At 68.2% G+C, this 26,273-nt stretch carries 24 protein-coding genes; 10 read left to right on the forward strand and 14 right to left on the reverse strand.

Translation table 11 applies throughout. From position 1 onward, the window contains the following. Positions 1-72: 72 nt before the first annotated feature. Positions 73-2,226 (reverse strand): transglycosylase domain-containing protein, encoded by a 2,154-nt coding sequence (locus tag DEU38_RS08860; RefSeq protein WP_114720145.1) that lies wholly within the window; start codon positions 2,224-2,226, stop codon positions 73-75. Positions 2,227-2,401: 175 nt separating this feature from the next. Between DEU38_RS08860 and DEU38_RS08865 the strand changes: the two genes are divergently transcribed. The 4 genes from DEU38_RS08865 (at position 2,402) to DEU38_RS08880 (ending at position 6,623) form a co-directional block, all read left to right on the forward strand. Beyond that, complete coding sequence (locus tag DEU38_RS08865) at positions 2,402-2,803, forward strand: GntR family transcriptional regulator (protein WP_114720147.1); 402 nt, start codon at positions 2,402-2,404, stop codon at positions 2,801-2,803. After that, a complete protein-coding gene (locus tag DEU38_RS08870; protein WP_114720149.1) occupies positions 2,800-3,657 on the forward strand; it encodes an ABC transporter ATP-binding protein in 858 nt (285 codons plus the stop codon). Before DEU38_RS08865 ends, DEU38_RS08870 begins: the two co-directional genes overlap by 4 nt. 143 nt (positions 3,658-3,800) lie before the next feature. Further along, entirely contained in the window at positions 3,801-4,712 is a 912-nt protein-coding gene (locus tag DEU38_RS08875; protein ID WP_258557748.1) for an ABC transporter permease, read from the forward strand. Between the two features lie 366 nt (positions 4,713-5,078). Further along, positions 5,079-6,623 carry an MFS transporter gene (locus DEU38_RS08880; protein ID WP_114720151.1) on the forward strand — a complete coding sequence of 515 codons (1,545 nt, stop codon included), beginning with the start codon at positions 5,079-5,081 and terminating at the stop codon, positions 6,621-6,623. Between the two features lie 49 nt (positions 6,624-6,672). On the opposite strand, the gene DEU38_RS08885 is transcribed toward DEU38_RS08880, so the two are convergent. The 7 genes from DEU38_RS08885 to DEU38_RS08910 all read right to left on the reverse strand — a co-directional run bounded on the left by DEU38_RS08885 (position 6,673) and on the right by DEU38_RS08910 (position 14,627). Next, positions 6,673-8,973: a transglycosylase domain-containing protein gene (locus DEU38_RS08885; protein ID WP_181818712.1), complete on the reverse strand. Its 2,301-nt coding sequence runs from the start codon at positions 8,971-8,973 to the stop codon at positions 6,673-6,675. Between the two features lie 239 nt (positions 8,974-9,212). Continuing rightward, the gene (locus DEU38_RS28345; RefSeq protein ID WP_174914171.1) at positions 9,213-9,368 is read right to left on the reverse strand and encodes a hypothetical protein; all 156 of its coding nucleotides are present in this window, start codon (positions 9,366-9,368) and stop codon (positions 9,213-9,215) included. Between the two features lie 50 nt (positions 9,369-9,418). Next, complete coding sequence (locus tag DEU38_RS08890) at positions 9,419-10,234, reverse strand: carbohydrate ABC transporter permease (protein ID WP_174915045.1); 816 nt, start codon at positions 10,232-10,234, stop codon at positions 9,419-9,421. 155 nt (positions 10,235-10,389) lie between these two features. After that, positions 10,390-11,481, reverse strand: coding sequence for a carbohydrate ABC transporter permease (locus DEU38_RS08895; RefSeq protein WP_114720155.1), 1,092 nt, complete (start codon positions 11,479-11,481; stop codon positions 10,390-10,392). A 35-nt stretch (positions 11,482-11,516) separates the two neighbouring features. Continuing rightward, positions 11,517-12,803 (reverse strand): ABC transporter substrate-binding protein, encoded by a 1,287-nt coding sequence (locus DEU38_RS08900; RefSeq protein ID WP_114720157.1) that lies wholly within the window; start codon positions 12,801-12,803, stop codon positions 11,517-11,519. 134 nt (positions 12,804-12,937) lie between these two features. Next, a complete protein-coding gene (locus DEU38_RS08905) occupies positions 12,938-14,032 on the reverse strand; it encodes an ABC transporter ATP-binding protein (protein ID WP_114720159.1) in 1,095 nt (364 codons plus the stop codon). A gap of 100 nt (positions 14,033-14,132) precedes the next feature. Next, positions 14,133-14,627: a nitroreductase family deazaflavin-dependent oxidoreductase gene (locus DEU38_RS08910; RefSeq protein ID WP_181818713.1), complete on the reverse strand. Its 495-nt coding sequence runs from the start codon at positions 14,625-14,627 to the stop codon at positions 14,133-14,135. Between the two features lie 86 nt (positions 14,628-14,713). Between DEU38_RS08910 and DEU38_RS08915 the strand changes: the two genes are divergently transcribed. The 4 genes from DEU38_RS08915 to DEU38_RS08930 all read left to right on the forward strand — a co-directional run bounded on the left by DEU38_RS08915 (position 14,714) and on the right by DEU38_RS08930 (position 20,384). Then, positions 14,714-15,508, forward strand: a complete 795-nt coding sequence (locus DEU38_RS08915; protein ID WP_114720161.1) for an LLM class F420-dependent oxidoreductase — start codon at positions 14,714-14,716, stop codon at positions 15,506-15,508. A 27-nt stretch (positions 15,509-15,535) separates the two neighbouring features. Continuing rightward, positions 15,536-17,338 (forward strand): ABC transporter substrate-binding protein/permease, encoded by a 1,803-nt coding sequence (locus DEU38_RS08920; protein WP_114720163.1) that lies wholly within the window; start codon positions 15,536-15,538, stop codon positions 17,336-17,338. Positions 17,339-17,342: 4 nt separating this feature from the next. After that, positions 17,343-18,086 carry an amino acid ABC transporter ATP-binding protein gene (locus tag DEU38_RS08925; protein WP_114720165.1) on the forward strand — a complete coding sequence of 248 codons (744 nt, stop codon included), beginning with the start codon at positions 17,343-17,345 and terminating at the stop codon, positions 18,084-18,086. A gap of 204 nt (positions 18,087-18,290) precedes the next feature. Beyond that, on the forward strand, positions 18,291-20,384 hold the full coding sequence (locus DEU38_RS08930) for a PhoX family phosphatase (protein WP_114720167.1): 2,094 nt from the start codon (positions 18,291-18,293) through the stop codon (positions 20,382-20,384). Positions 20,385-20,454: 70 nt separating this feature from the next. On the opposite strand, the gene DEU38_RS08935 is transcribed toward DEU38_RS08930, so the two are convergent. From DEU38_RS08935 to DEU38_RS08960, 6 genes are all read right to left on the reverse strand, one after another. Next, the gene (locus tag DEU38_RS08935; RefSeq protein WP_114720450.1) at positions 20,455-21,246 is read right to left on the reverse strand and encodes an SDR family NAD(P)-dependent oxidoreductase; all 792 of its coding nucleotides are present in this window, start codon (positions 21,244-21,246) and stop codon (positions 20,455-20,457) included. Positions 21,247-21,282: 36 nt separating this feature from the next. Beyond that, on the reverse strand, positions 21,283-22,017 hold the full coding sequence (locus DEU38_RS08940; protein ID WP_174914187.1) for a glycoside hydrolase family 25 protein: 735 nt from the start codon (positions 22,015-22,017) through the stop codon (positions 21,283-21,285). 96 nt (positions 22,018-22,113) lie between these two features. Beyond that, positions 22,114-23,451 (reverse strand): amylo-alpha-1,6-glucosidase, encoded by a 1,338-nt coding sequence (locus DEU38_RS08945; protein WP_114720168.1) that lies wholly within the window; start codon positions 23,449-23,451, stop codon positions 22,114-22,116. Positions 23,452-23,467: 16 nt separating this feature from the next. Then, complete coding sequence (locus tag DEU38_RS08950; protein WP_114720170.1) at positions 23,468-24,493, reverse strand: PHP domain-containing protein; 1,026 nt, start codon at positions 24,491-24,493, stop codon at positions 23,468-23,470. Between the two features lie 36 nt (positions 24,494-24,529). After that, positions 24,530-24,952: an organic hydroperoxide resistance protein gene (locus DEU38_RS08955; protein ID WP_114720172.1), complete on the reverse strand. Its 423-nt coding sequence runs from the start codon at positions 24,950-24,952 to the stop codon at positions 24,530-24,532. Continuing rightward, positions 24,949-25,410, reverse strand: a complete 462-nt coding sequence (locus DEU38_RS08960) for a MarR family winged helix-turn-helix transcriptional regulator (protein ID WP_114720174.1) — start codon at positions 25,408-25,410, stop codon at positions 24,949-24,951. The genes DEU38_RS08955 and DEU38_RS08960 overlap by 4 nt, the downstream gene beginning before the upstream one ends. Positions 25,411-25,523: 113 nt before the next feature. Here DEU38_RS08960 and DEU38_RS08965 point away from each other — a divergent pair, with 113 nt between their 5' ends. Beyond that, positions 25,524-25,886: a hypothetical protein gene (locus DEU38_RS08965; RefSeq protein WP_114720454.1), complete on the forward strand. Its 363-nt coding sequence runs from the start codon at positions 25,524-25,526 to the stop codon at positions 25,884-25,886. A gap of 14 nt (positions 25,887-25,900) precedes the next feature. Continuing rightward, positions 25,901-26,272 (forward strand): hypothetical protein, encoded by a 372-nt coding sequence (locus DEU38_RS29080; RefSeq protein WP_258557749.1) that lies wholly within the window; start codon positions 25,901-25,903, stop codon positions 26,270-26,272. Position 26,273 lies beyond the last annotated feature (1 nt).

Raw genomic sequence — 26,273 nt, forward strand, 5'->3', positions numbered from 1 at the left:
TCTTCAATCACGGATGCGACACGTATGCACCCGATCTTGACCTGCGTCACGCCCCCACACCCGACCGTCGACTCAGCCCGGCAACGTGATCTTGACCCCGGGCAGGATCTCGATGACGCGACCGCTCGGGGGCGGCGGAAGCTGCGGTGCCGGTGCGGGCGCGGGAGCCGGTGCGGCCGGGGCCGGCGAATTGGCCGTGCTCTGGCCGGACCCCGATGCGCCCGATCCCGCCCCGGTGTACGCCGGGACACCGGCCTGACCACCGATCGGTGCCGGCCAGGGGAACTTCTCGACGTCGGTGTCCTCGAGCGCGCCGTCCATCGTCTTCTTCCAGATGTCCGACGGCAGACCCGAGCCGTACACGGAGCCGCCCCAGGTGTTCTCGATGGCCTTGGCGTCGGCCGTGCCGATCCACACCGCGGTGGACAGCTGCGGGGTGTACCCCACCATCCAGGCGTCCTTGTTCTGCCCGGTGTCGCCGAGCTGTGCGGTGCCGGTCTTCGACGCCGACGGTCGGCCACCGGCCAGTCCGTGGCTGCGCGAGTACGACGCGATCGGCAGCATCGCCTGCGTGACGTTGTCCGCGACCGCCGCGTCGAGCCTGCGTTCACCCTCGGGCGCCGGCCGGTCCAGCAGCACGACACCGTCCGCCGTCACGACCTTCTGCACGAAGTACGGCTTGTGGTACATGCCCGACGCCGCCAGCGTCGCATACGCCGACGCCATGTCGATGGGCCGGGACAGGTACTGGCCCAGCACAATTCCGTTCTCCGGCGAACCACCCTCCTGCGTGAGCGTGGGGTACTGCCATCCCGGCACCGTCTCCGGGATGCCGGCGGCGTGTGCGGCGTCCGCGATCTTCTGTGCACCGTCGTCCATCGCCAACGTGAGGCGGTAGAAGCTGGTGTTGAGGGACCGCTTGAGCGCCTCGGCGATGGTGCACTTGCCGCAGGACTCGCCCTCGACGTTGGTGATGGTCACGCCGTAGACGGACAGGGGACCGCTGTCGTACATCTGCGACAGCGGGATGTCCTGCTGCAGTGCGGCGACCAGCCCGAACACCTTGAACGAGGAACCCGTCTGGAGTCCGGCCTGCGCGAAGTCGAAGCCCTTGCCGTCGGCGCCGCCGTAGTAGGCGCGCACCGCACCCGACTTCGGGTCGACCGACACCACGGCGGTGCGCAGGTTCTCGGGTTCACCGTCGAGCGTGTCGGCGACCGCGTCCAGCGCGGCCTGCTGCGCCGTGGGATCGATGGTGGTGGTGATCTGCAGTCCCTCGGTGTTCAGATCCTGTTCACTGACACCGGATTCGGCGAGTTCACGCAGCACCTGCGCGCGGATGAGGCCCTCCGGGCCCGGCGCCGCACCTGCATCCGCGAGCGGTGCCGTCGGGAGCACGTCCGGGAACTGCATCGCCCCACGCTCGACGGACGACAGCGCCGACATCGTGACCATGCCGTCCAGCACGTAGTCCCAACGCGCCTTCAACGCTGCCGGATTGGTGACGGGATCGAGGCTCGACGGGCTCTGGATCACCGCAGCCAGCACGGCACCCTCGGCCACCGTCAGCTCGCCCAGCGGCTTGCCGAAGTACGCGTCGGACGCGGCCGCGATGCCATACGCGCCGCGGCCGAAGTAGATGGTGTTGAGGTACGCGGCCAGGATCTCGTCCTTGGACCACTCGCGCGCCATCTTCGACGAGATCACCAGTTCCTTCATCTTGCGGGTCACGGACCGCTCCGACCCGACCAGCGTGTTCTTCACGTACTGCTGGGTGATGGTGGAGCCACCGCCGGCGCTGTCCTTGCCGAGCACGTTGTCGCGGGCCGCGCGCGCGAAACCGCTGACCGAGAATCCGGGGTTCGAATAGAAGTCGCGGTCCTCGGCCGAGAGCACCGCGTTGCGCACGTGCTCCGGAATCTGGTCGATCGTGACCTCGGTGCGGTTGCCCTCTGGCGGCACGACGCGGGCGATCTCCGTCGTCCCGTCCGACGCCAGGATCGTCGACACCTGGTTGGTCTTCATATCGCCGGGCCGCGGCACGTCCGCGTCCTTGTAGGCGACACCGAACGCGATCAACGGGGTGGCGATCAGCAGGACGAGCACGCACAGCGTCACGTACAGGGCGATCCGACGGCCGCGCCGGCGCGGTTTGCGTCGCCGAGCCTTGGTGGCGGGCGGGCCGGATTCCGGACTACCCGCGGCTTCCGTGTTTGTTGAATTCACAATGGAACTTCCGTCTCAATCGGTACACTCGTCCGAATTTTTGCACTGCGCAGCGTCTTCGAGCCGCATTTACCGCGACACGCAGCAACCCCCGCAAACCTCTCGAACAGGTTGACATCGGACGGCGACCAGTGCAACCTCTATTTCACTATTGTTGTAGTGAAATGGAGATTCGATGGTCGAGTTCCACATCAACCGTCGATCCGGGATCCCCGCGTACGTCCAGCTGGTGCTCCAGGTGAAACAGGCCCTACGACTGGGCGACCTGAAACCGGGCGACCGGCTTCCTACCGCGAAGGAGGTGGTCGCCGCCGTGACGGTCAACCCCAACACCGTGCTCAAGGCCTACCGGGAACTCGAGAACGACGGACTCGTCGAAGCCCGGCCCGGGCTGGGCACGTTCGTGACCCAGTCGCTGCTCAAACCCGGCATGGCCGAACGGCAGGCCCTGCAGGACGAACTCGCGACGTGGGCGCGGGCGGGCGCGGACGCGGGGCTCGAACGATCGGACCTCGAGGCCCTGGTGACGGCGGCATTGGACAGCGAATTCGGTGAGGACACAGGAGAGTTCACATGAGTGAGGCAGACAGCGCACTGACGGTGCGCGACGTACACAAGAAGTTCCGCCGCACGGAGGCACTGCGGGGCTGCTCGTTCGACGTCCAGCGCGGCAGCATCACCGCACTCGTCGGCGCCAACGGGGCCGGCAAGTCCACCCTCATGTCCATCGCCGTCGGCCTGCTCGAGCCGGACGCCGGAGAGGTGACGATCCTGGGACATCGACCCGGCCGGAACGGGATCGCGCCCGGGCTCGCCTACGTCGCCCAGCACAAGCCGCTGTACCGCGGATTCACGGTCGCCGACACCCTCATGTTCGGCGAGAAGTCGAACACTCAGTGGGACAACGACTATGCGACCCGGCTCGTGACCGACGCCCAGATCGCGCTGTCGGCGCGCGCGAAGACCCTGTCACCCGGGCACCGCACCCGCGTCGCGCTGGTACTGGCACTGGGCCGCCGCCCCGACGTCCTCCTGCTCGACGAGCCACTGGCCGAACTCGACCCGCTCGCACGACGATCCGTCGTCCGCACGCTCATGGAGGACGCCGCCGAGCGCGGCACCACCATCGTGCTGTCGTCGCACGTCCTGTCGGAGGTGGCCGAGATCGCCGACCAACTGGTGATCCTCGGCTCCGGCCGGGCCCGGCTCACCGGCGCCCTCGACGACCTCCTCGAGGAGCACTACCTGCTCACCGGCGCGGCGGACCCGGCCGGCGTCGTCGGCAGCGGCTCGATCGTCGAGTCGCACCGGCACACCCACCTCGTGCGCGGCGCCCGTCCCACGCCCGGCGACGGCTGGCGCGTGGAACCCCCGAACCTCGACGACATCGTCCTGGCCTACCTGACCACCATCGACGAAGAGGCAGCATGATCTGGGTTACCTGGCGGCAGCACTGAACGACGATCCTGGCCGCGGTCGGTTCGGTCCTCCTGCTCGCGGTCGTCGCGGCGGTCTGCGGCCTCATCGTTCGGCGCACGAACAGTCCGGACCCGTTCGGCAACTTCTTCGACTGCGTGCCCGGCGACGGTTCCGCGGAGTGCTGGGCCGAGTCGACGCTCACGATGATCACCATCGTCACCGTGGTTCTGCCCGTCCTGCTCAGCGTGCTGGTCGGCGTCACCGTCTTCTCCCGGGACATCGAGCACGGCACCCACGTCCTGGGGCTGTCGCAGTCCGTCGGACGTGCGCGGTGGTACTGGACCCGGGTGCTGGTCGTGTTCGTACCCGTGGTCCTCGCCATGGCCGTCCTCGGATCAGCACTCCAGTGGACCCGCACGGCGGCCGTCGGGCCGAACTTCGCCTTCGTATCGTCGAGCAGCTACTTCGGGCACTCCAGTCTCACCTTCCCGCTGTTTCAGTCCACCGGATTGATCGCGGGGGCCTACACGGCCCTGGCACTGGTCCTCGGAAGCCTCGTCGGCCTGCTGCTCCGCAACACGCTCGGGGCGATGACGGTGACGCTGATCGCGATGGCGGCACTGCTGGTGGGGTTCCAGGTCGAGGCACGCCCGCAGTACGCGACACCCGTTGTGGAGTCGCAGCCGCTCGGATACAACCGTGCGGTCACCTACACGCCGGACACCGAGGCTGTCTGGACCTTGAGTTCGGGCTATGTCGACGCGGAGGGCCGCGGCGTGGACATGGACTACGCCGCCTGTAGCACGACCGGCTCCGAAAGCGGTTGGGAACAACGCCCCGACGAGACCTTCGCCGAGTACGAGTCGCGCCAGGACGCCATCTACGCCGCGCAGGACCGCGAGTTCACCGCCTGCCAACGGGCCCAGGGCATCGACCGCTTCGAAACGCGCTACCACCCCGGCAGCCTGTTCCGCCGCTTCCAGCTGACGGAAGCCGCACTGACCCTCGCGCTCTCGGCACTGCTGCTGATTCCGTCGATGTGGGCGGTGCGCCGGCTCCGGCCCTGACCCTTCGACACGAGCAACACTCGAACAAACGCTCGGCACCCGGCCTCCCGGGTGCCGAGCGTTTGTTCGTCGGGGCAATCCGACAAATCACCCAAGGTGGACTCCTTGTGGCACTCAGGCGCTCAATAGCGTTGGTAACGAGTCGAATTCACCGGTACCGACACTCGACGACACCCGGTCAGCAAATGTCCCACTGGGCGGGCATGTGACTGGCGTCACGGTTTCGCGATCAGTGTGATGTGAGAGCGCCGTCGGCCGACCGAAGGTGCCACGGCGGGAACCTGCGCACCCGCCATCTCCGGAGATTTCACAGGACCCGAAAACATCTGGTCCCGTTGCTTATTGGTGTCTGAAAGGATTCCACGGATGGTCACCACCCCGACCGGCGGCCCTGCGCCGTCGCCCACCGACCCGTCGGGTCGGACCCATGAGGAAGGCTGGAGCCTCCGCCTCGTCCTCTCGCTGCTGTCGATCGTGCTTCTGCTCGAACTGCTCGCGGTCAGCTACATGATGATCTCGACGGCCCTGCCGCAGATCTCCGCGCACTACCAGACCACGCAGGGTGCATGGCTGCTGACGGCATTCCTGCTGGTCGGTGCCATGGCGGCGCCGCTCATCGGCAAGCTCGCCGACATGTACGGCAAGCGCAAGATGCTGCTGGCCTGCGTAGGGATCGCGCTCGTCGGTTCGTTCATCTCGGCCATCGCGACGACGTACGCGATGATGATCGCCGGCCGCTGCCTGGCCGGCCTGATGGTGCCGACCCTGTTCCTGAGCTACTCGCTGATCCGTGACGTGTTCCCGCAGAAGACCGTTGCGCTCGCCGTCAGTATCGCCACCAGCGGCATGGGCCTCATCGCGATCGCCGCGCCGTTCCTCACCGGCTGGCTGCTCGACGACTTCGGCTTCCGCTCCATCTTCTGGTTCTTCGTCATCTGCCTCGTCGTGCTCGGTGGACTGATCCAGCTCACGACGGCCGAGTCGAACGTGCGCCTACGCTCGCGGATCGACCTCGTCGGCGCGATCCTGCTCGGCGGCGGCATCGCCGGCATCCTCATCGCGGTCAGCTTCGGCCCGTCGTGGGGCTGGACGGACGGCGGCACCCTGGCCTACCTCATCGGCGGCATCGTGCTCCTGATCGGCTGGGTCGTGTCCGCCCGCATGATCAAGGAACCTCTCATCGACCTCGACGTGCTCGGCAAGCGTCCCGTGCTGCTCACCACGATCAGCGCCGGCGTGGTCTACGGGTCGTCCGGCCTGTTCACCATCCTGCTGCCGATGATGGTCATGACGCCGGCCCTGTTCGGCCTGGGCTACGGCTTCGGCGTCGATGCCGAGGGCTTCGCCCTGTACCAGGTGCCGATCGGCGGCGCCGTCGTCCTCGGTGGTCTGCTCGTCGGCACGCTGGTGGGACGCAACATGCGTCCGCGGCCGCTGCTGGTGACCGGCCTGCTGCTCAACGCCGTGGCCTTCGCGCTGATCGCCCAGACGCACGACACCAAGTCCATCGTCATGATCATCTGCGCGGTCTTCGGTTTCGGTATGGGCATGGGCTACGCCTCGATCCCGAACCTCCTGATCGAGGCCGTGCCGCCGCAGCTCCAGGCCAGCTCCGCATCGATGGTGGGCGTCTCGCAGTCGGTGTTCCCGGCCGTGCTCCCCGTCATCGCTTTCGCGGTGATGAACAACTCGCACATCGTGCAGTTCCCGCCGGAGATCCAGGCGACCCTGCAGGGTGCCGTGTTCTATGACAATGCCGGATTCCAGGTGGCCTTCTGGATCGGCGCGGTGTTCGCCCTCGTCGGCGCAGTCGTCGCATTCCTCCTGCCGCGCAACATCGCTCAGATCGAGGTTCCGGCTTCCGCCACTCGCTCCACCCCGGACGGCGACGAGCTGGTCGCCGCGGGCTGATCGTCCGACCGACCGGGGGTTCTCCACGTCCCTCAGTCGCAGAATCGAACTAACCCGGGAGCGGGATGGTGACACCCGGGAGGATCTGAATTCCCGGCGGCGGTGCGGGGGCCGGCGCCGGGGGAGGGGGAGCAGGCGCCGGCGCCTGGGGGACGGGTGCCGGCGCCTGCTGCTGCGGTTGTTGCTGCGGCTGTTGCTGCGGCTGTTGCTGCGGCGCAGGTGCATTCCACTGCTGTTGGGGTGCGCCCTGCTGCACCGGCGCCTGCGGAACGGTCTGAGCAGGAGGCGTCCAGGCGGGCGCCTCCTGCTGTGTCTGTGCGGACCGCTGCCGCGTCGGGGCGGATTCGGTGTACTGCTGCTCGGTGGTGGTCGACGACCCGCCGCTCGCGGCGGGTGCGCGTCCCTGCTGACCGCCGGACTGCTGCACCGCTTGCGGTGCCTGGAACTGCTCGTTGGAGGTCCCGGCGAGCGCGCCGTCCATCGTCTCCTTCCAGATGTCCGACGGCAGACCCGCGCCGTATATCGCTCCGCCCCCGCTGGTCTCGATCGCCTTGCCCTCCGCGGTCCCCACCCACACGGCGGTCGACAGCGACGGTGTGAACCCCACCATCCAGGCGTCCTTGTTCTCGCCGGTGTCCCCCAACTGCGAGGTCCCGGTCTTCGCGGCCGACGGGCGACCGCCCGCCAGACCGTGGTTCCGCGAGTACGCCGCGATCGGCGTCATCGCCTGCGTGACGGTGTCCGCGATGGGCGGATCGATGCGCGGCTCACCGGCGGGCGGGGCGTGGTCCAGCAGCACCTGGCCGTCCGAGTTCACCACCTTCTGCACGAAGTACGGCTCGTGGAACGTCCCCGACGCTGCGAGGGTCGCATACGCGGACGCCATGTCTATGGGTCGGGTCTGATACTGGCCCAACACGATTCCGGTCTCTGGTGGACCGCCGAACTGCGAGAGTGTCTCGTGGTCGAGACCGGGGATCTGCTTGGGGATGCCGGCCTGGTGCGCGGCGTCGGCGATCTTCTGCGCCCCGTTCTCCATCGACAGCGTCAGGCGGTAGTAGCTGGTGTTGAGCGACCGCTTGAGCGCCTCGGCGAGGCTACACGTCCCGCACGTCTCGCCTTCGACGTTCTTGATGGTGAGGTCGCCGACGGTGAGGGGCGCGCTGCTGAACTGCGCGGTCAGCGGCACCTTGTCCTCGAGTGCCGCGATCGCGCCGAAGACCTTGAACGACGAACCCGTCTGCAGCCCGGCCTGGGCGAAGTCGAACCCGGCGCCCTCCGCGCCGCCGTAGTAGGCCCGCACCGCCCCCGACCTCGGATCGATCGAGACGACCGCCGCCCGCAACTGGTCGGGCTGCTTGTCGAGGGTTCGGTTCACCGCGTCCACCGCCGCCTGCTGCGCCTTCGCGTCGATCGTCGTGGTGATCTGCAGCCCGCCGGTGTCGATGTCGCGTTGACTGATCCCGGCGGCAGCGAGTTCGCGGGCCACCTGCGTGCGGATCAGGCCCTCCGGCCCGGGCGCCACGTCGGCCGCCTGCATCGGCGCGACCGGCAGGACCTCTGGGAACTGGGTGTTCGCACGCTCGGTGGCGGCGAGCACCCCCATCTCGACCATGCCGTCGAGGACGTAGTTCCACCGCGCGCGCAGCCCGTCCGGATTGGTCACCGGATCAAGCGCGGACGGACTCTGGAGCACCGACGCCAGCACCGCGCCCTCCGCGAGCGTCAACTGCTCCACCGGCTTGCCGAAGAAGGCGTGCGACGCCTCCGCGATGCCGTACGCGTTGCGGCCGAAGTAGATGGTGTTGAGATACGCGCCGAGGATCTCGTCCTTGGACCACTGCCGGGCCATCTTCGCCGACACCACCAACTCGCGCGCCTTCCGGATCACGTTCCGATCGGTGCCGACCAGTGCGTTCTTGACGTACTGCTGCGTGATGGTCGAGCCGCCGCCGGCGCTGTCGCGGCCCAGCAGGTTGTCCCGTCCGGCCCGCAGGAACCCAGAGATCGAGTAGCCGGGGTTGGAGTAGAAGTCGCGGTCCTCCGCCGACAGCACCGCATTGCGGACGTAGCCGGGGACGGCGTCGAGCGGCACCTCGGTCCTGTTGCCCTCGGGCGGCACCATCTTCGCGACGACGCTGGAACCGTCCGAGGCGAGGATCGTGGCCACCTGTTTGGTCTGCATCTGCCCGGGGCTCGGCACATCCGCCAGCAGATACGCCGCGGCAAGCAGGACAATCGGGACGATCATGACTGCCGCGAGGATGCGTATCAGCGTGCGGTGGCGGGATCGAGTCCCGCGCTCGGGCCGCTTCGGTTTCTCGGGGTTCGTGCTGCTCGTGGAGTTCACGCGCGCAACTTCCGGTCCGCAACTGGCGATCCGACGAGGCCCCCAACCGGGGTCGGTCGAATCCGGTCGTCCTCCGATCGTCGCATCTCACGGCCCGGACGGCACGCGAACGTCGATCAGCCGAGGACGGACCCGGCATACCCGGCGCACCCCGTCATCCCCGCGTTTTGCGCACTTATCGCTCCCGAACGGGCCCCCGGCGGACCGATAAGTGCGCAAAACGCGGGAGGGTGGGAGAGCTAGGTCCGGCGGTGCAGGACGATGACACCACCGAGCGCCGCGACGCAGGCCAGGAGCACCAGCGACGCCGTCACCGACGGCTCGCCACGCACGATCGGCACGACCGCGGCGAGGAACGCCATGAACGTGAAGAACCCGAGGATGCCGATGAGCATCTCCAGGGGCTGACGGCCCCGCGGCGGCCTAGACAAGACGAGCCGTCATCTCAGCTCTTCACGCCGCCCGCGGTGAGACCGGAGACGATGCGGCGCTGGAACACCAGCACCATGATCACCAGCGGGATCGTCACGATCGTGCCGGCCGCCATGATCGCCGCGTACGGCTGCTCCCACGAGTTGGCGCCCGCGAAGCGCGCGATCGCGACCGTGACAGGCTCGGTCTTCTCCGTCGACAGCAGGCTCGCGAGCATGAACTCGTTCCACGTCGCGATGAACGCGAGGATCGCCGTCGTGAACAGCGCCGGCGCGGCCAGCGGCAGGATCACCAGCCGGAACGCCTGGAACCGGCTCGCGCCGTCGATGCGGGCGGCCTCCTCGAGTTCCCACGGCAGATCCGACAGGAACGACGTGAGCGTGTAGATCGTCAGCGGCAGCACGAACGAGATATTCGGGATGATCAGCGCCTGGTACTGGCCGATCCAGCCGAAGTCACCGAACAACTGGAACAGCGGCGTCATCAGCGCGACGGTCGGGAACATCGACGCGCCCAGGATGATGCCGGTGACGATGTACTTGCCGCGGAACTCGATCCGCGCCAGTGCGTACGACGCGAACACACCGAGCAGGAGGCCGACGGCCGTCGTGACCACGCCGATGATCAGGCTGTTGACGATCGCGCCGAGGAAGTCGTTGCCCTTGTCCGTGGACAGCGCGGCGCGGAAGTTGTCGAGGGTCAGGTACGTGGGCCACGGCGTCGTGTCGAAGGTGTGGTCGACCTGCCGGAACGCGGTGACGACCATCCAGTAGAACGGCGCCAGACCCCAGATCAGGATGATCGCGACACCGAGGTACGTGCGCGCCATCTTGCCGCGGTCGGTGCGTCGGCGCGGCTTGGCGAGCACCGTGGAAGTCTCGGCGTCGGCCGGGGGAGCCACGCGGGTGGCGACCGCTGTCGGCACCGACGAGGTGGGTGTCACGGCGTGGTCGTCGAGGTCGTCGGGCTTGCTGTGGCGTCCCATCAGCGATCAGCTCCCTTCCGCTGCTCGTCCTGGGTGCGCACCGCGTTGGCGCCGAGGAACTTCACCATCACGAACGCGACGGCGAAGATCAGCAGGAATATCAGCGTCGACAACGCCGACGCACTCTGGAAGTTGCCTTGCCGGATGTCGGCCATCACCAGGATCGACAGCGTCGTGTTCGGCGTCGCGCCGGACGTGCCGGACAGGATCGCGGGCAGGTCGTACATGCGCAGCACGTCGAGGGTGCGGAAAAGTACCGCGACCATGAGGGCGGGCTTGACCAGCGGCAACGTGATCTTGGTGAACCGCTGCCACGCGCTGGCGCCGTCGACCTTGGCCGCCTCGTACACGTCCTGCGGGATCATCTGCAGGCCCGCGAGGATGAGCAGCGCCATGAACGGCGTCGTCTTCCACACGTCGGCGATGATCACCGCGAACCGCGACGCCCACGGGTCGGTGGTCCACGCGATCGAGGTGCCGAGCAACTTATTGGCGATGCCGTTCTCGGCGAAGATGAAGAACCACAGCTTCGCGGTGACCGCCGTGGGAATGGCCCACGGGATCAGCACGCTCGCGCGGAGCAGGGACCGACCCCAGAAGGTCTTGCCCATGACCGTCGCCATCCACAGACCGAGGAGCACCTCGATCGTGACCGTGACGACGGCGAAGAAGATCGTGACACCGGCAGCGGACCAGAAGTCGTGCGCCAGGGTGCCGGGCGGGCACGTGCCGACGCCGCCACCGCAGTCCTGCACCAGCCACTGCAGGTAGTGCTTGAAGCCGGCGAACCCGCCCTCGGTGAAGCGCCCGGTGTCCGGGTCGATTCCCTTGTTCGCCTGAAAGGACAGGTAGACCGCGCGGATCACCGGATACACGATGACGACGGCCAGGATCACCATGGTCGGCGCGATCAGCCAGATCGGCCGAAAATCGCGTTTCTTACGTGGAGCGACCACCGGTGGTTCGTCATCGTGACCCGTGCGCGGCGTCCCGGGCCCATGCCCGGAAGCGCGACCGCCGTGGTCGGGATCGTCGATCCCGACCACGGCGCGGGCCTCGTCTGCTCGCCTCAGCCCAGCAGAGTCAGCCATCGTGCGTTACCTGATCTCTCGTGTTCGAACGGCGGTTACTTGGCCGCGTTCTTGATCGCCGCGGTCATGTCGGTCGCGGCCTGGTCGACCGTCACCTTGCCGTTGAGGGCGGCACTCGCGTTGTCCTGGATCGCCTTGGAGATGGCGGTGTAGTACGGCGTGACCGGACGCGGCTTGGCGTTCTCCAGCGCAGACTTGAGCGCCGGCAGGTACGGGTACTTGGCGATCAGGGCCGGGTCGTCGTAGACCGACTTCAGGACCGGAGGGAACGACGCGTCCGCGAACGACATCTGATTCTCCTCGTTCTGGACGAACGCGACGAAGTCACGTGCGGTCGCCTTGTTCTTGGAGAAGACGTTGATGCCGTTGTTGTAGCCGCCCAGCGTGGACGCGCCGGCGCCGGTCGGTCCGACGATCGGAGCAACTGCGACGTTGCCCTTCACCTTCGAACCGTCCTTCTCGGCGTTGTCCCACATGTACGGCCAGTTGTAGGCGTACATCGCCTCGCCGCCGACGAACGCGAGGTTGGTCTCCTCCTCGGTGAAGCCCGTCGAGCGCTTCGCGATCTGTCCGGCCTGGTAGGCGTCGACCATGGCCTGCATGCCGGCCTTGGACTGCGGCGAGTCCACCTCGGGGGTGCTGCCGTCGGCGCCGACGACCGCGCCGCCCCACGAGTTGATGAACTGCGTGGTGTTGACGGTCAGTCCCTCGTACTGCTTGAGCTGGGTGACCATGCAGTCCTGGACGCCCTTGTCCTTGGCGAACTGGCAGCTGTCGGTGAGCGCCTTCCAGTCCGCGGGGGCCGTGGGGGTGAGGTCGGTGCGGTAGTACAGCAGCTGCGCGTTGGTGTTCTGCGGCGCGGCGTACAGCGTGCCCCGGTAGGTCGCGGACTCGACCGTCGCCGGCAGCAGCGGCGCGGTGTCGATCGCGAGGTTGCCCTCGAGCGGCTGCAGCCAGCCGTTCGCGGCGAAACCGGCGGTCCAGACCAGGTCGAGAGCCATCACGTCGTAGTCGGCGTTGCCGGCCTGCAGCGACTGCTCCAGCTTGTTGCGCTGGTCGTCGGCCTCACCGGGCAGTTCCTTGAGGGAGACCTTCTCGTCCGGGTTGGCCGCATTCCACTTGTCGATCACCGGCTGCAGCTTGTCGGTGTCGTTCTTGCCCATCGCGAACGAGATCGCACCGCGGCCGTCGAGGTTCTGCTTGACGGCGTCGTCGACGCTGGCGCTGCCGCCGTCGCTGTCACTCGAGCAGCCGGCGATCGCGAGCAGCGCGACGGCCGAAGCCGCGACGGCAACCCGCGTGCGCGTCTTGAAAGAACGCATGGTCCACCTTTCAGATAGACGTCTCCGGCCCTCCACGGACGTGAACTCCGCCGGACCGAGGCATATGTCGCCGCTTACTCTGGCACGGACCGGGACAAATTTCGGTCATTACCCCCGGACTGGATCGGTAAGGGTCACCCGAGCCGGCGGCCGTCGGTGACCGAGAACAGATGCACCTCGGACGGGTCGACGTGCAGGTTCACCCGTTCACCACGGGCCGGAGGGTTGCGCCAGTCCGTCCGGGCGACAAAATTGTGCTCGCCGGGACCACCCAGTCCGGTACGTCCGTAGACGAAGGCGTCGGCGCCGAGTTCCTCGACGACGTCCACGTCGAGCGGGATGCCCGGGCCCCCGGCGGAGCTTTCCGTCACCGGCTCGAGATGTTCGGGACGGATACCGAGCACGACCTGACCCTCGGGGATCTCCGCGATGGTTTCACGGGAAACCGGGATCACCGCGTCACCCAACTGCACGCCACCGTCGGTGAGCGGCAACGTCAGCATGTTCATCGACGGCGAGCCCATGAATCCGGCGACGAACTGGTTGACGGGACGGCTGTAGAGCTCACGGGGCGGCGCGCACTGCTGCAGGATGCCGTCCTTGAGCACCGCGACCCGGTCGCCCATCGTCATGGCCTCCACCTGGTCGTGCGTGACGTACACGGTGGTGGTGCCGAGCCGACGCTGCAGCTGCGCGATCTGGGTGCGGGTCTGCACGCGCAGCTTCGCGTCGAGGTTCGACAACGGCTCGTCCATGAGGAACACCTGCGGCTGCCGGACGATCGCACGGCCCATCGCGACGCGCTGCCGCTGGCCGCCGGACAGCGCCTTGGGCTTGCGTTCGAGGTACGGCTCGAGGTCGAGCATCTTCGCGGCGTCCTGCACGCGGCGCTTGATCTCGTCCTTGGGCGTCTTCGCGAGCTTGAGCGCGAAGCCCATGTTCTCGGCGACGGACATGTGCGGGTAGAGCGCATAGTTCTGGAACACCATCGCGATGTCCCGCTCCTTGGGCTCCTGGCCGGTGACGTCGCGGTCGCCGATGAGGATGCGCCCGTCGTACACCTCCTCGAGCCCCGCGAGCATGCGCAGCGAGGTGGACTTGCCGCAGCCCGACGGGCCGACCAGCACGAGGAACTCGCCGTCCTCGATGTGCAGGTCGAGCTTGTCGACCGCGGGAGTGGTCGCGCCGGGGAACAGGCACGTGGTCTTGTCGAATGTCACCGAAGCCATGGTGGAGCGGTCCCTTCACCGGCAGGAACGTGCCGGACGATCCGAGTGAGGGTGCACGGATGTGCGGGCACAGCATAGGCGTCGCACGGGGCGTGCGGGGTCAGCCGCGCACCGGTCGCAGTCGCACAAAGTGGATGTGCCGGCCCGCCTCCCGGAAGTCGGCCGCGCTGCCGTCGACGTCGAAACCCATCGTGGTGCACAGCCGGAGGCCGAGTTTCGGGTGCTCGGTGCCGTACCGGGCCATGAGGTCGCCGCCCTCCTCGGTTCCGAGGAAGTCGGCCTCGACGTCCACCGTCCGGCGCCCCACCTGCACCCGCGCGCGTGGATGTGCGGTCAGGTTCCGGTACCAGTCGGACTTCGTCCCGAACCCGGCCGCAACGACGTAACCGTCGGGGGCGCCGTCACCGACCTCGTCGTGGTTGACGACCTCGAGCACCACCTGCCGCGTCTTGCCGCTGCGCCGGCCGAGATGTTCGAGGAGGAGGAACCGGTGCCCGAACAGCCCGCCGAGATGCCACCGGTACAGCTGGATCGGCATCCGGAGGAATCGGCGCTTGAAGCCGGTGGGCGACGTCGGGCGTTCGTTGATCCGCACGCCTCCAGTGTGCTCCCCCCATCTCTGTGCGACGGGCCCATGACGGGGATACCGTGAGATGCGAGTCCCGGCGCGAAGGAGCCCCCATGACCCGACCTGTCCGGATCGGCCTGCAGCTGCAGCCGCAGCACGCCCCCGACTACGGCAAGATCCGCGACGCGGTACTGCGCGCCGAGGACGCCGGGGCCGATGTCGTCTTCAACTGGGACCACTTCTTCCCGCTGTACGGCGATCAGGAAGGCGCGCACTTCGAGTGCTGGACCATGCTGGGCGCGTGGGCCGAGCAGACCGAGCGGGTGGAGATCGGCACGCTGGTGAGCTGCGCCGGCTACCGCAACCCGGATCTGCTGGCGGACATGGCCCGCACCGTCGACCACATCAGCGGCGGACGCCTGATCCTCGGGATCGGCGCCGGCTGGTTCGAGAAGGACTACGACGCGTACGGCTACGAGTTCGGCACCCCCGGATCCCGGATCAAGCTGCTGGGGGAGTACCTGCCCCGCATCACGGGACGTCTCGGCAAGCTCAATCCGGCTCCTACCCGGCACATTCCGATCCTGATCGGCGGTAGCGGCGAGAAGAAGACGCTGCGCCTGGTGGCCGAGTACGCCGACATCTGGCACGGGTTCGGCGATCGGGACGAGTTCGCCCGCAAGTCCGCGATCCTCGGCGAGCACTGCGGCGACGTCCAGCGGGACCCGCACGAGATCGAGCACTCCACGTGGTGGCCGGGCACGGATCTCGCGGCGGCCTACGTCGATATCGGCGTCACGCTGTTCACCGCCAACTGCAGCGGACCCGACTACGACCTGACCAGCCTGCGCGAGGCCATCGCGTGGCGCGACGAGCACACCCCACCGCAACTGTCCGGGCTCGCGTAGCCCGGGACGAAACCCCAGGGGGATTCGATGACCGCCGCCGACCGCCTCGGATCCCGAGCGGTGGCGGTGCTGCTGGTGGTACTGCTGCCCGTGCTGGTGCTGGCGGCGTGCTCGTCCGACAACTCGTCGACCCCGTCGGACCTGTGCTCGCCGCCCGGCCCCACGAGTGCCACGACCCTGCCGGCCAACCTGGACACCGCTGCCTCCGCGGCCGCGGAGGACAAGTACACGACCCCGAACACGCTGCCGCTCGGCAGCATCGACACGTCGAAGTTGAACCTGGTCAAACCCGGCACCCTCACCGTCGGCACCCTGTCGGACGCCCCGCCGAGCATCTGCGTCAACTCCCACAACGTCTTCACCGGCTTCGACAACGAGCTGTTGCGGTCGGTGGCCCAGCGGCTCGGGCTCGAGATCCAGTTCGTCGGCACCGACTTCGCCGGGCTGTTGGCGCAGGTCGCGGGTCACCGGTTCGACGTCGGGTCGTCGTCGATCACCACCACCGATGCCCGCCGCGAACTCGTCGGGTTCACCAACGGCTACGACTTCGGCTACTTCTCCCTGGTGGTGCCGAACGGGAGTGCGATCAAAGGCTTCTCGGACCTGAACTCCTCGGTGCGCATCGGGGTGGTGCAGGGCACCGTGCAGGACGACTACGTCGTCAACACCCTGCACCTCGATCCGGTGAAGTTCCCCGACTACAACACCGCGTACGCGAATCTCAAGACCGGCCAGATCGATGCGTGGGTGGCGCCGTCGCAGCAGGCGGCGGGCGCGATCGCGCCCGGGGATCCGGCGTCGATCGTGCAGAACACCTTCAGCCTCAACAACTATGTGGGCTGGGCGGTCGCGAAGGGCAACCAGCCGCTGCTCGACGCCCTGAACTCGGGGCTCGACGCGGCGATCGCGGACGGAACATGGGCGCAGCTGTACTCGGATTGGGTGCCGCGCGAACTGCCCGCAGGGTGGAAGCCGGGCAGCAAGGCCGCCCCGCCACCCGTGCTGCCGGACTTCGCGGCGCTCGCGGCGGAGAGGGGAAGCGAGTCCGAACCGGTCGCGGTGCAACCGAAATCGACGCTGCAGCAGCTCGGCGACACGTTCTTCAACTGGGAGCTGTACAAGCGCGCCTTTCCGGACCTGCTCCGCACCGGCCTCCCGAACACCCTGATCCTGGCGCTGTCGTCGGGCATCGCCGGCACGGTGCTCGGCATGCTGCTCGCGGTCGCCGGGATATCCCGGACCCGCTGGCTGCGCTGGCCCGCCCGGATCTACACCGACATCTTCCGCGGCCTGCCCGCGGTCGTCATCATCCTGCTCGTCGGCCTCGGCGTCGGACCGGTCGTCAAGGGGCTCACCGGGAACAACCCGTACTGGCTGGGCGCGGCGGCGCTGTCACTGCTGGCCGCCGCGTACATCGGCGAGATCTTCCGGTCCGGGATCCAGAGCGTCGAGCCCGGACAGATGGAAGCCGCTCGGGCCCTCGGCTTCTCGTATCGACGGTCGATGGTGCTCGTGGTGATCCCGCAGGGCGTGCGACGGGTGCTGCCGGCGTTGATGAACCAGTTCATCTCGTTGATCAAGGACTCGTCGCTGATCTATTTCCTGGGCCTGCTGGTGACCCAGCGGGAACTGTTCGCCGTGGGCCGGGATCTCAACGCCCAGACCGGGAACCTGTCGCCGCTCGTGGCCGCCGGCCTGTTCTACCTGGCGCTCACGATCCCGTTGACGCACCTGGTGAACTACATCGACCGGCGGCTGCGGACCGGACGCGCCGACACCTCGGGCACCCTCGACGACCTCGATCAGGCCATCGTGGTGGAGAGGGGCTGACGGAATGAGCGACATCGTGACCGAGTCGGTGTCCCTCACCGGGACCGGGCTGCACCTGGCGTTCGGCACCAACAAGGTGCTGCGCGGGGTGGACCTGCACGTCGACGCCGGCAAGACCGTGACCGTGATCGGGCCGTCGGGGTCGGGCAAGTCGACCCTGCTGCGGGTCCTCAACCGGCTGCACGAACCGAATGCGGGCGATATTCTGCTGGACGGACGTTCGGTGCTGGCCGACAATCCGGATCATCTGCGCCAGCGGATCGGGATGGTGTTCCAGCACTTCAACCTGTTCCCGCACAAGACCGTTGCCGACAACATCGCCCTCGGACCCCGCAAGCTGAAGAAGCTGTCGAGGGACGCGGCGCGACAACTGGCGCTCGAACAGCTCGAGTTGGTGGGCCTGGCCAACAAGGCCGATTCCCGGCCCGGAAACCTGTCCGGCGGCCAGCAGCAACGCGTCGCGATCGCCCGGGCCCTCGCGATGAAGCCCCAGGTGATGTTCTTCGACGAGGCCACCTCGGCGCTCGATCCCGAACTGGTCAAGGGTGTGCTGGCACTGATGGCCGACCTCTCGACCACCGGCATGACCATGGTGGTGGTGACGCACGAGATGGGGTTCGCCCGCTCGGTGTCGGACACGGTGATGTTCATGGATCGGGGCGTCGTCGTCGAATCCGGCGTGCCCGACCAAATGTTCGACAAGCCCGCGACTCCCCGTCTGCAGGCATTCCTGTCCGAGGTTCTCTGAGGTGATCCGCGGATGGGGTTCGGACTTCGTGGTTCACCGAGGGCGGGCAGCTCACACCCGGCGGCTGAGCAGGAGACACCCAACCTCCGATCGCTGTTGGCCCGCCGTTCACCCGGGCGTCGCCGACGGCTCGTTCCCGGCTTCTACGGTGCGTGCGTTGCCGACGCGTGTCGGCGTTTCCGTTTCCGACTTCGGGAGTCCACGGTGAGCCTCAAACCCCTCGCACTGTTCGTCAAGCACGACGGCATGTCCTCGCGTGCGTCGATCACCTGCCAGTACAAGTGCGGAAATGCCTGTGCACACGACGTTCCCAACGATTCGCCGGGTGAGTACTTCGGCGACATCGTGCGCGGCGCGGTCACCCGCCGCGGAGTTCTGCGGGGTGGCGCGGCGGCCGTCCTCGCGGTCGGCGCCGGCAGCGTGCTCGCTGCGTGCTCCGACGGCACCGCGACCGCCGCCCCCGGTTCGCTCGACACCGGGTCGCTCGGATCCGGTTCCGCGTCCGGCTCCGCCGCCGCCGGCACGAACTTCACGCCGGTCGCGCCGAACAAGGTGGACGCCCTCACGGTCCCGACCGGGTACGAGCAGTCCGTCGTGATCCGTTGGGGCGATCCGCTGTTCGCCGACGCGCCCGCGTTCGACTTCGACAACCAGACCGCCGCCTCCGCCGAGAAGCAGTTCGGTTTCAACAACGACTTCGCGGGCCTGCTGCCGATCGAGGGCCGCCCGCACGCGTACCTGCTGGTGGTCAACCACGAGTACTCCACCGAGCCGTTCATGTTCCGCGGCTACGACAAGGAGAACCCCACCGCCGAGCAGGTGCGGATCGGCTGGGCCAATCACGGCCTGTCCGTCGTCGAGGTGCAGGGTGAGGCCGGATCCGGCCGTCTCACACCGAAGTTCGGCTCGTACAACCGACGGATCACCGCCCTCACCGAGTTCACCGTGACCGGGCCTGCCGCGGGCAGCGCGCTGCTGAAGACATCCGCGGACCCCACCGGCACCCTGGTGAAGGGCACGCTCAACAACTGCTCCGGTGGCCTCACCCCTTGGGGCACTGTGCTTTCCGGCGAGGAGAATTTCAACCAGTACTTCGCGGGAGCGGCCCGGGTGACCGACCCGACGGCCGCGGCGCACCTCAAGCGCTACGGCGTCGAAGGCGACGCGTCCGAGCGCAAGTGGGAGCGCGTCGACCCGCGCTTCGACGTGGTGGCCGAGCCCAACGAGGTGCACCGCTTCGGCTGGGTGGTCGAGGTGAACCCGTGGGATGCGTCGTCGACCCCGGTCAAGCACACCGCGCTGGGCCGGTTCAAGCACGAGGCCGCAACCATCCACGTCACCTCCGACGGCACCGTCGTCGCGTACAGCGGCGACGACGAGCGGTTCGACTACATGTACAAGTTCGTCTCGTCCCGCAAGATGCAGCCCGGCAACAGCCAGGCCGCGATGCGCCACAACATGACCCTGCTCGACGCCGGAACGCTGTACGTCGCGAAGCTCACCGGCGACGCGCCCGACGCGATCGACGGCTCGGGCGCGCTGCCGCCGTCCGGTGTGTTCGCCGGCAAGGGGGAGTGGATTCCGCTGCTGCGCACCGGCGACGACGGCCGTGGCGAGTCGCTCGTCGCCGGCATGAGCGCCGACGAGGTGGCCGTGTTCACCCGCCTCGCGGGCGACAAGGTGGGCGCCACCAAGATGGACCGTCCCGAGGACTTCGAGCCCAACCCCAAGACCGGCAAGGTCTACGTGGCCCTCACCAACAACACCAAGCGCGGCGAGGAAGGCAAGGCGCCCGCCGACACCGCGAACCCGCGCAACAACAACAAGAACGGCCAGGTCCTCGAGATCGACGACCAGCACGCCGGCACGTCGTTCACGTGGAATCTGCTGCTGGTGTGCGGCGATCCCGCGACCGCCGACACGTACTTCGGTGGCTTCGACAAGTCGCAGGTGAGCCCCATCTCGTGCCCCGACAACCTCGCGTTCGACCCGCACGGCAACCTGTGGATCTCCACCGACGGCAACGCCCTCAAGTCCAACGACGGCCTGTTCTCGGTCGTCCTGGAGGGTGAGCGCCGCGGCGAGACGAAGCAGTTCCTCACGGTGCCGATCGGCGCCGAGACGTGCGGCCCGATCGTGGACGAGAAGCGCGTCGTCGTGTGCGTGCAGCACCCCGGTGAGACCGACGGCGCCAGCATCGAGTCGCCGTCGTCGCACTGGCCCGACGGCGGCGCCGCGCAGCCGCGGCCGTCCGTGGTGGCGGTCTGGAAGTCCGGTGGCGGACGGATCGGCCTCTAGCCGCACCCGCGTCCGAACACGCAGATGGGGTGGAGGACTCGCGTCCTCCACCCCATCGCGGTGTCTTCGGCTACGCCTGTTCCACCGAGATTGCACCGGCCAGGTCGGCGATCGAGGGATTGCGTCGGAGCGTCTGCCCGCCGCTCACCTGCACCACCTGGCCCGTGACGAAGGCGGATTCGTCACCGGCGAGCCACGCCGCCACGTTCGCGACATCTTCGGCGACGCCGACCCGCCCGAGCGGGATCTCGCGAAGGTAGAGCGACCGGATCGGCGGGTAGTTCAGCCCGCCACCCGACATCGGGGCATCCGCGACGCCACCCGGGGCAATGGAGTTCGCCCGGATCCCGCGGTGACCGTATTCGTTGGCGACACAACGGACGACGTGGTCGATGCCGGCCTTGGTACCCATGTAGGCGGCATGGTTCTCGAACATGATCGACGCGGTGACCGAGGAGATCTGGATGATCGAGCCGCCGTCCGCCATGTTCGCGACGAGTCGCTGGAAGAACTGGAACGGCCCGGTGAACTGGACCGCCGCCATCTTCTCGAGATCCTCGCGCGTGGTGTCCTCGAACGGGGTCAGCAGACCCCACCCGGTCGCGTTGACGCCGACGTCGATGCGGCCGAGCCGCTCCAGGGCGGTGGCGACGAGCGCGTCCAGGTCCGACTCCGACGTGATGTCGCACTGCTGCCACTGCGCGCCGATGTCCTCCGCAACCGACGCCAGCGCGTCCGGGCGCCGACCCGCGATCAGCACTGCGGCACCGTCGTCGACGAAGCGGCGGGCGATCGCGTGCCCGACGTTGCCGGGCGCCACCCCGAGCACGATTGCGGTCTTGCCGCTCAATTTCTTGGTCATGCCGGCCACTCTCCCCGAAAACGGGTCAGCGCGCGGTCAGCTGCCGAAGAAGTTGCGGGCGTACATGTTGATGTCGCCCATCGATCCGCTGTAGACGTTGAGGTCGATGGCGGCATTGACGCCCGGGATCCGGCCGCTGTCGGTGTACTGCCAGAACGCCCAGTTCCGCCAGCCTCCCGGCAGTGGCCCGGGGGCGTTGCCGCCGTTGTAATCCGCGATCCACAGCGGGTAGTTCGAGAACTCGGTGGTGTTGGCCATCGCGGTGCGCCAGAAGTTGGGGTACGTGTAGATGATCGGGGTGCGGCCGGTGAGACCCTGCACGGCGTTGAGGTAGCGGCGGGTCCAGTCGATCAACTGCGGTGCCGCGAGGCCTCCGGTGCTCTCGAGATCCAGGACGGGCGGTAGTCCGCCGATCTGGTTGACGGCGAGCGCGTTCGCCGCGAAGAAGGCCGCCTGCGCCTCGGGCGAGGCCGACGGATCCGCGTAGTGGTAGGCGCCGCGTGCCACACCCGCGAGCCGCATCGCGATGGAATCCTGCGCGAAGTGCGGGTTGGTGTAGAACAGGCCCTCGGTGGCCTTGACCATCCCGAATTCGTACCCCGCCCCGCGCACCGCCGACCAGTTGATGGGAGCACCGTTCGGGTGCTGCCACGACGCCACGTCGACGCCCTGCGGGTTCGCCACCGCGACGGCGGGTGCTGCGACTGTCACCGCTCCCGCCAGAAGGAGGGCAGCGACACGCGGAAGGGATCGACGACGGTTCCTCGGCATTGCCCGAGACTAAACGACTTCCTCACCGCGCGCGCCGATTTCGATCCAGCGTTCATCTTCTCCCAGTCACTTCACAGGCGCGTTCGAAACCGTGTACTAACCGAGCCAGTCCAGCACCGCGGCCGCCGTCCACGACTGCTGCATGCTGCCGAGGGGTTCGCCGGTGAACGGCTCGTAGTATTCGGCGAAACTGCCGTCGGCGGCTTGCCGCAGCCCCTCCGCCCGCAACATCAGCGACCGCTCGGCCCACCCGCGGCGCGCGAACGCCCACGAGAACAACCACGTCATCACCGGCCACACCGGGCCCCGCCAGTACTCGCGGGGCCGGAAATCGCGGGACACGGGCGATGTGGACGGCGGGACCGCGTACCGCAGATCCGGGTGCGTGCAGAAGCGGGGCCCCTCGAACGTGTGCAGCAGGGCCCGTTCGGCGTGGCGATCCAACCCGCCGCACAGCAGCGGTGCGAACATCGCGATCGTCTCGGTACCGATCCACCGACCGGTGCGCACGTCGAAGTCCCGCGCCGCGCCCGTCCGCTCGTCGGTCGTCGCCGCGACACCCTTACGGAAGTGGTCGGCCCAGTAGTGCAGTTCGCGGACATCGGCGTTGGGACGCGAATGCTCCTCCCCGATCACCGCGAGCACGTCGCACGCCAGCGCGAACACGGCGCTGACGAACACGTCCTCCACCGCGAAGCTCATCTTCTCGGCCAGCGCGTCGTCGTCGTACCGGACGCTCTTCATCTCCTCGAGCAGCCACAGGTAGCGGTCGTACTCGCCGTTGCTGGGACGCTGCGAGACGTCGGTGACGACCGTGACGTCCTCGCGCCGGTACGGCGGGACGGGACCGGGAATCACGTTGGCGTAGGCGGCATCCCATCGGGGCGAATTGTCCATTCCGGACTCCCAGCCGTGGTAGAGCGTGACGCGGCCGGCGCCGTCGCGATCACGGGCGTGCGCGAGCCACCGGTGCCAACGCATCAGGTCCGGCCACCGCCGGTCCAGGAACTCCTCCGCGACCGCCCGGGTGGTCCGGCCGTGTCGCCGGGAGTGATCGAGGATCCGCTGCACCGCGATCGCGTGCACCGGCGGCTGCATGATGCCGGACGTGTCGATCCCGATCGGCGCGTACCCCGCCAGTTCCCGGCACGCCCAGCGCGCCGGCCCCGGGAAGTACCCGTCCACTCCGTTCGCGAACACGATGTGCGGGATCATTCCGTTGGCCCACTGCGCCGACAGCAACGTGTCGAGTTCGACGACGGCCCGTTCGACGGACAGCGGCGCGAGACCGACCGCGACGAACGCCGCGTCCCAGCTCCACATGTGCGGATACAGCCGCGGGGCCGCGGTCGTCATCGCCCCCAGGTCGTTGCCGCGCAGGAGGTAGGCGGCGCGGGCCGCGAGCTGCGTCGGAGTGAATCCGGGGTCGATCATCGTCCCATTCTGCGACTCACCCGGCGAACGCGCGCGTCCAGGTGAGCAGGTCGTCCGCCGGCCACGTGTTCACGACCCGATCGGCCTCGACGCCGCAGCGGATCGCGCGCTCGCACCCCAGCCCCTGCCAGGCCAACTGTCCCGGCGCGTGCGCGTCGGTGTCGATCGAGAACAGACACCCGATGTCGACGGCCAGATCGATCAACCGGCTCGGTGGATCGCGGCGCTCGGGCCGGCTGTTGATCTCGACCGCGACGTCGTGGTCGCGGCACGCCTGGAACACCTTCTCGGCGTCGAACTTCGACTCCGGCCGGTTACCGCGCTTGCCCTCGACGAGCCGGCCGGTGCAGTGGCCCAACACGTTCACGCGCGGGTTCCGCACCGCGCCGAGCATGCGCCTGGTCATCTCGCCGCGGTCGGCGCGCAGATGCGAGTGCACGCTCGCCACCACCACGTCGAGTTCGTCCAGAAGGTCCGAATCCTGGTCCAGCGCACCGTCATCCAGGATGTCGACCTCGATGCCGGTGAGGATCCGGAAGGGCGACAGCTCCCGGTTGAGATCGCGCACCACCGCGAGCTGGTCCCGCAGGCGCTCGGGCGACAACCCGTTCGCGACCGTCAGCCGCGGCGAATGGTCGGTGAGCGCGCAGTATTCGTGCCCGAGGCCGGCGGCCGTCCGCATCATCTCGTCGATGGGGCTGCCACCGTCGGACCAGTCCGAGTGCACGTGCAGGTCGCCGCGCAGCGCCGGCTGCAGGTCACCGCCGTACCCGATCGACTCGGCCGCGTCACGCAGTTCCCGCAGGTAGTCGGGGACGTTCCCGGACATCGCCTGCTCGACGATGACTGCGGTCTTCGCACCCAGACCGGGCAGTCCGGTCCACCCGCCGCCGCGCTGACGCGCCTCCCGCTCACTCTCGGTGAGCCCCGCGACCACGTCCGCCGCCCGCCGATACGCCCGCACGCGGTACGTGTCGGCGCGGCCGCGCTCGAGCCAGAACGCGACCTCGCGCAGCGCCTGCACCGGGTCCGGGTTCGCCATATCTCCATGGTGCCCCGCGAACCGCGGAGACAGGACCTATTCGTCGGTGACGGTCAGGGTGACCTCGATGTTGCCGCGCGTCGCGTTCGAGTACGGGCACACCTCGTGCGCCTTCTCGGTGAGCGCGAGCGCCTCGCCACGGTCCAGGTGCGGCAGCGAGACCTCGAGTGTCACCGCCAGACCGAAGCCACCGGAACCGTTGGAGCCGATACCGACCCGCGCGCCGACAGCGGAATCGGTGGTGTCGGCGCCGGCCTGGCGAGCGACCAGTTGGAGTGCCGAGTGGAAGCACGCGGCGTACCCGGCGGCGAACAGCTGCTCCGGGTTGGTGCCGTTACCGCTGCCACCCATTTCCTGCGGGATCGCCAGGTCCAGGTCCAACCGGCCGTCGGACGTGCGGGCCCGGCCGTTGCGGCCCTCGCCCGTAGCCAGTGCCTCTGCGGTGTAGACGATGTTCACGATGCCTCTCCTCGGTTGATGTCGAACTCGGTGGAGTGCAGATTGCGGCCGACGCCCATGAGGACGTCGCGCAGCCGTTCGAGGTCCGGCCCGCTCAGGCCGGTGGCCTGTGCGAGACGGGCCGGGATGTCGGACGCCCGTGCACGCAGCGCCGCCCCGGCGTCGGTGAGTCGGACGGTGACCCGTCGCTCGTCGCCGGCCAGCCGCTTCCGGTCGATGAGCCCGGCGACCTCGAGCCGTTTGAGCAGCGGCGACAACGTGCCGGTGTCGAGTTGGAGGGCGTCGCAGATCTCCTGGACGCCGCGCCCGTCCCGCTCCCACAGCACCAGCATCACGAGGTACTGCGGGTAGGTGATGTCCAGGTCGGCGAGCAGGGTCCGGTAGGCAGCAGTGGTGGCACGGGAGGCCGAGTACAGCGCGAAGCACACCTGCCGGTCGAGCGCCAGATCGTCAGTCACACCCCCGAAGGTAGACCACGATAATGTTGTGCACAACATAAATCTGCGCGCTGGGCTCGACGGTGCCATGCTGGAAACAGAGTGCCGACTCTTCCGGCGCGAAAGGCATGACGATGAGGCATCAGAAGCACGAACAGCGCAATCGGATGCTCGTAGCGGCCGCAGCGGTCGCGGCCGGGCTACTCGGCGGTGCGATCACCGGATGCGACGACAACATCGACTCGAATCCCGGACTACCGACCACCGAGGACGAAACCGAAGAAACCGAAGAAACCGACCCCGAGGATCCGAGCGGACTGCAACAGACGAACTCCTTCGGCTACATCCCCGAACACGAGAGGACCCTCGAGACCGATCCGATCGGACCCGAGGGTGGCAATATCGAGAACGACCCGTTCGAACTGGGTGGTGGCTCGAGCCTCCCCGGCGGCAGCCGACTGCCCGCCGAGGCGACACTCACCACACCCACCGGTTGACGAGGGGCGATGTCATGACAGGACAGGAAGGCCGAGGGGAACGGTGGCGGCTCGTGGTCGCCGCAGCGGCCGTGTCGACGGCCCTGCTGGGCGCAGGCGCGATCGGCGTCCTCGCCGCTACCGAGGACGCGAACCAATCCTTCCCCCAGATGACCTTCTCCCAGATGCCGCAGACGACGACCGAGGACACGGGGCTGCAACAGACCGATTCCTTCGGCTACATCCCGCAACACGAGACGACGCTGCCGACCAACGGCAACGGCCCGGGAGCGCCGGGGCCGTTCGGCAACGGCCCGTTCGACAATCCGGGTCCGCCGCTGCCGGGCGGCCCGGGACTGCCCGCGCACGCCACCGTCGCGCCGACGCTCACCTCACCCGCGGGATGAG

The organism is Rhodococcus sp. AG1013 (assembly GCF_003350365.1).
Classification (GTDB): domain Bacteria; phylum Actinomycetota; class Actinomycetes; order Mycobacteriales; family Mycobacteriaceae; genus Prescottella.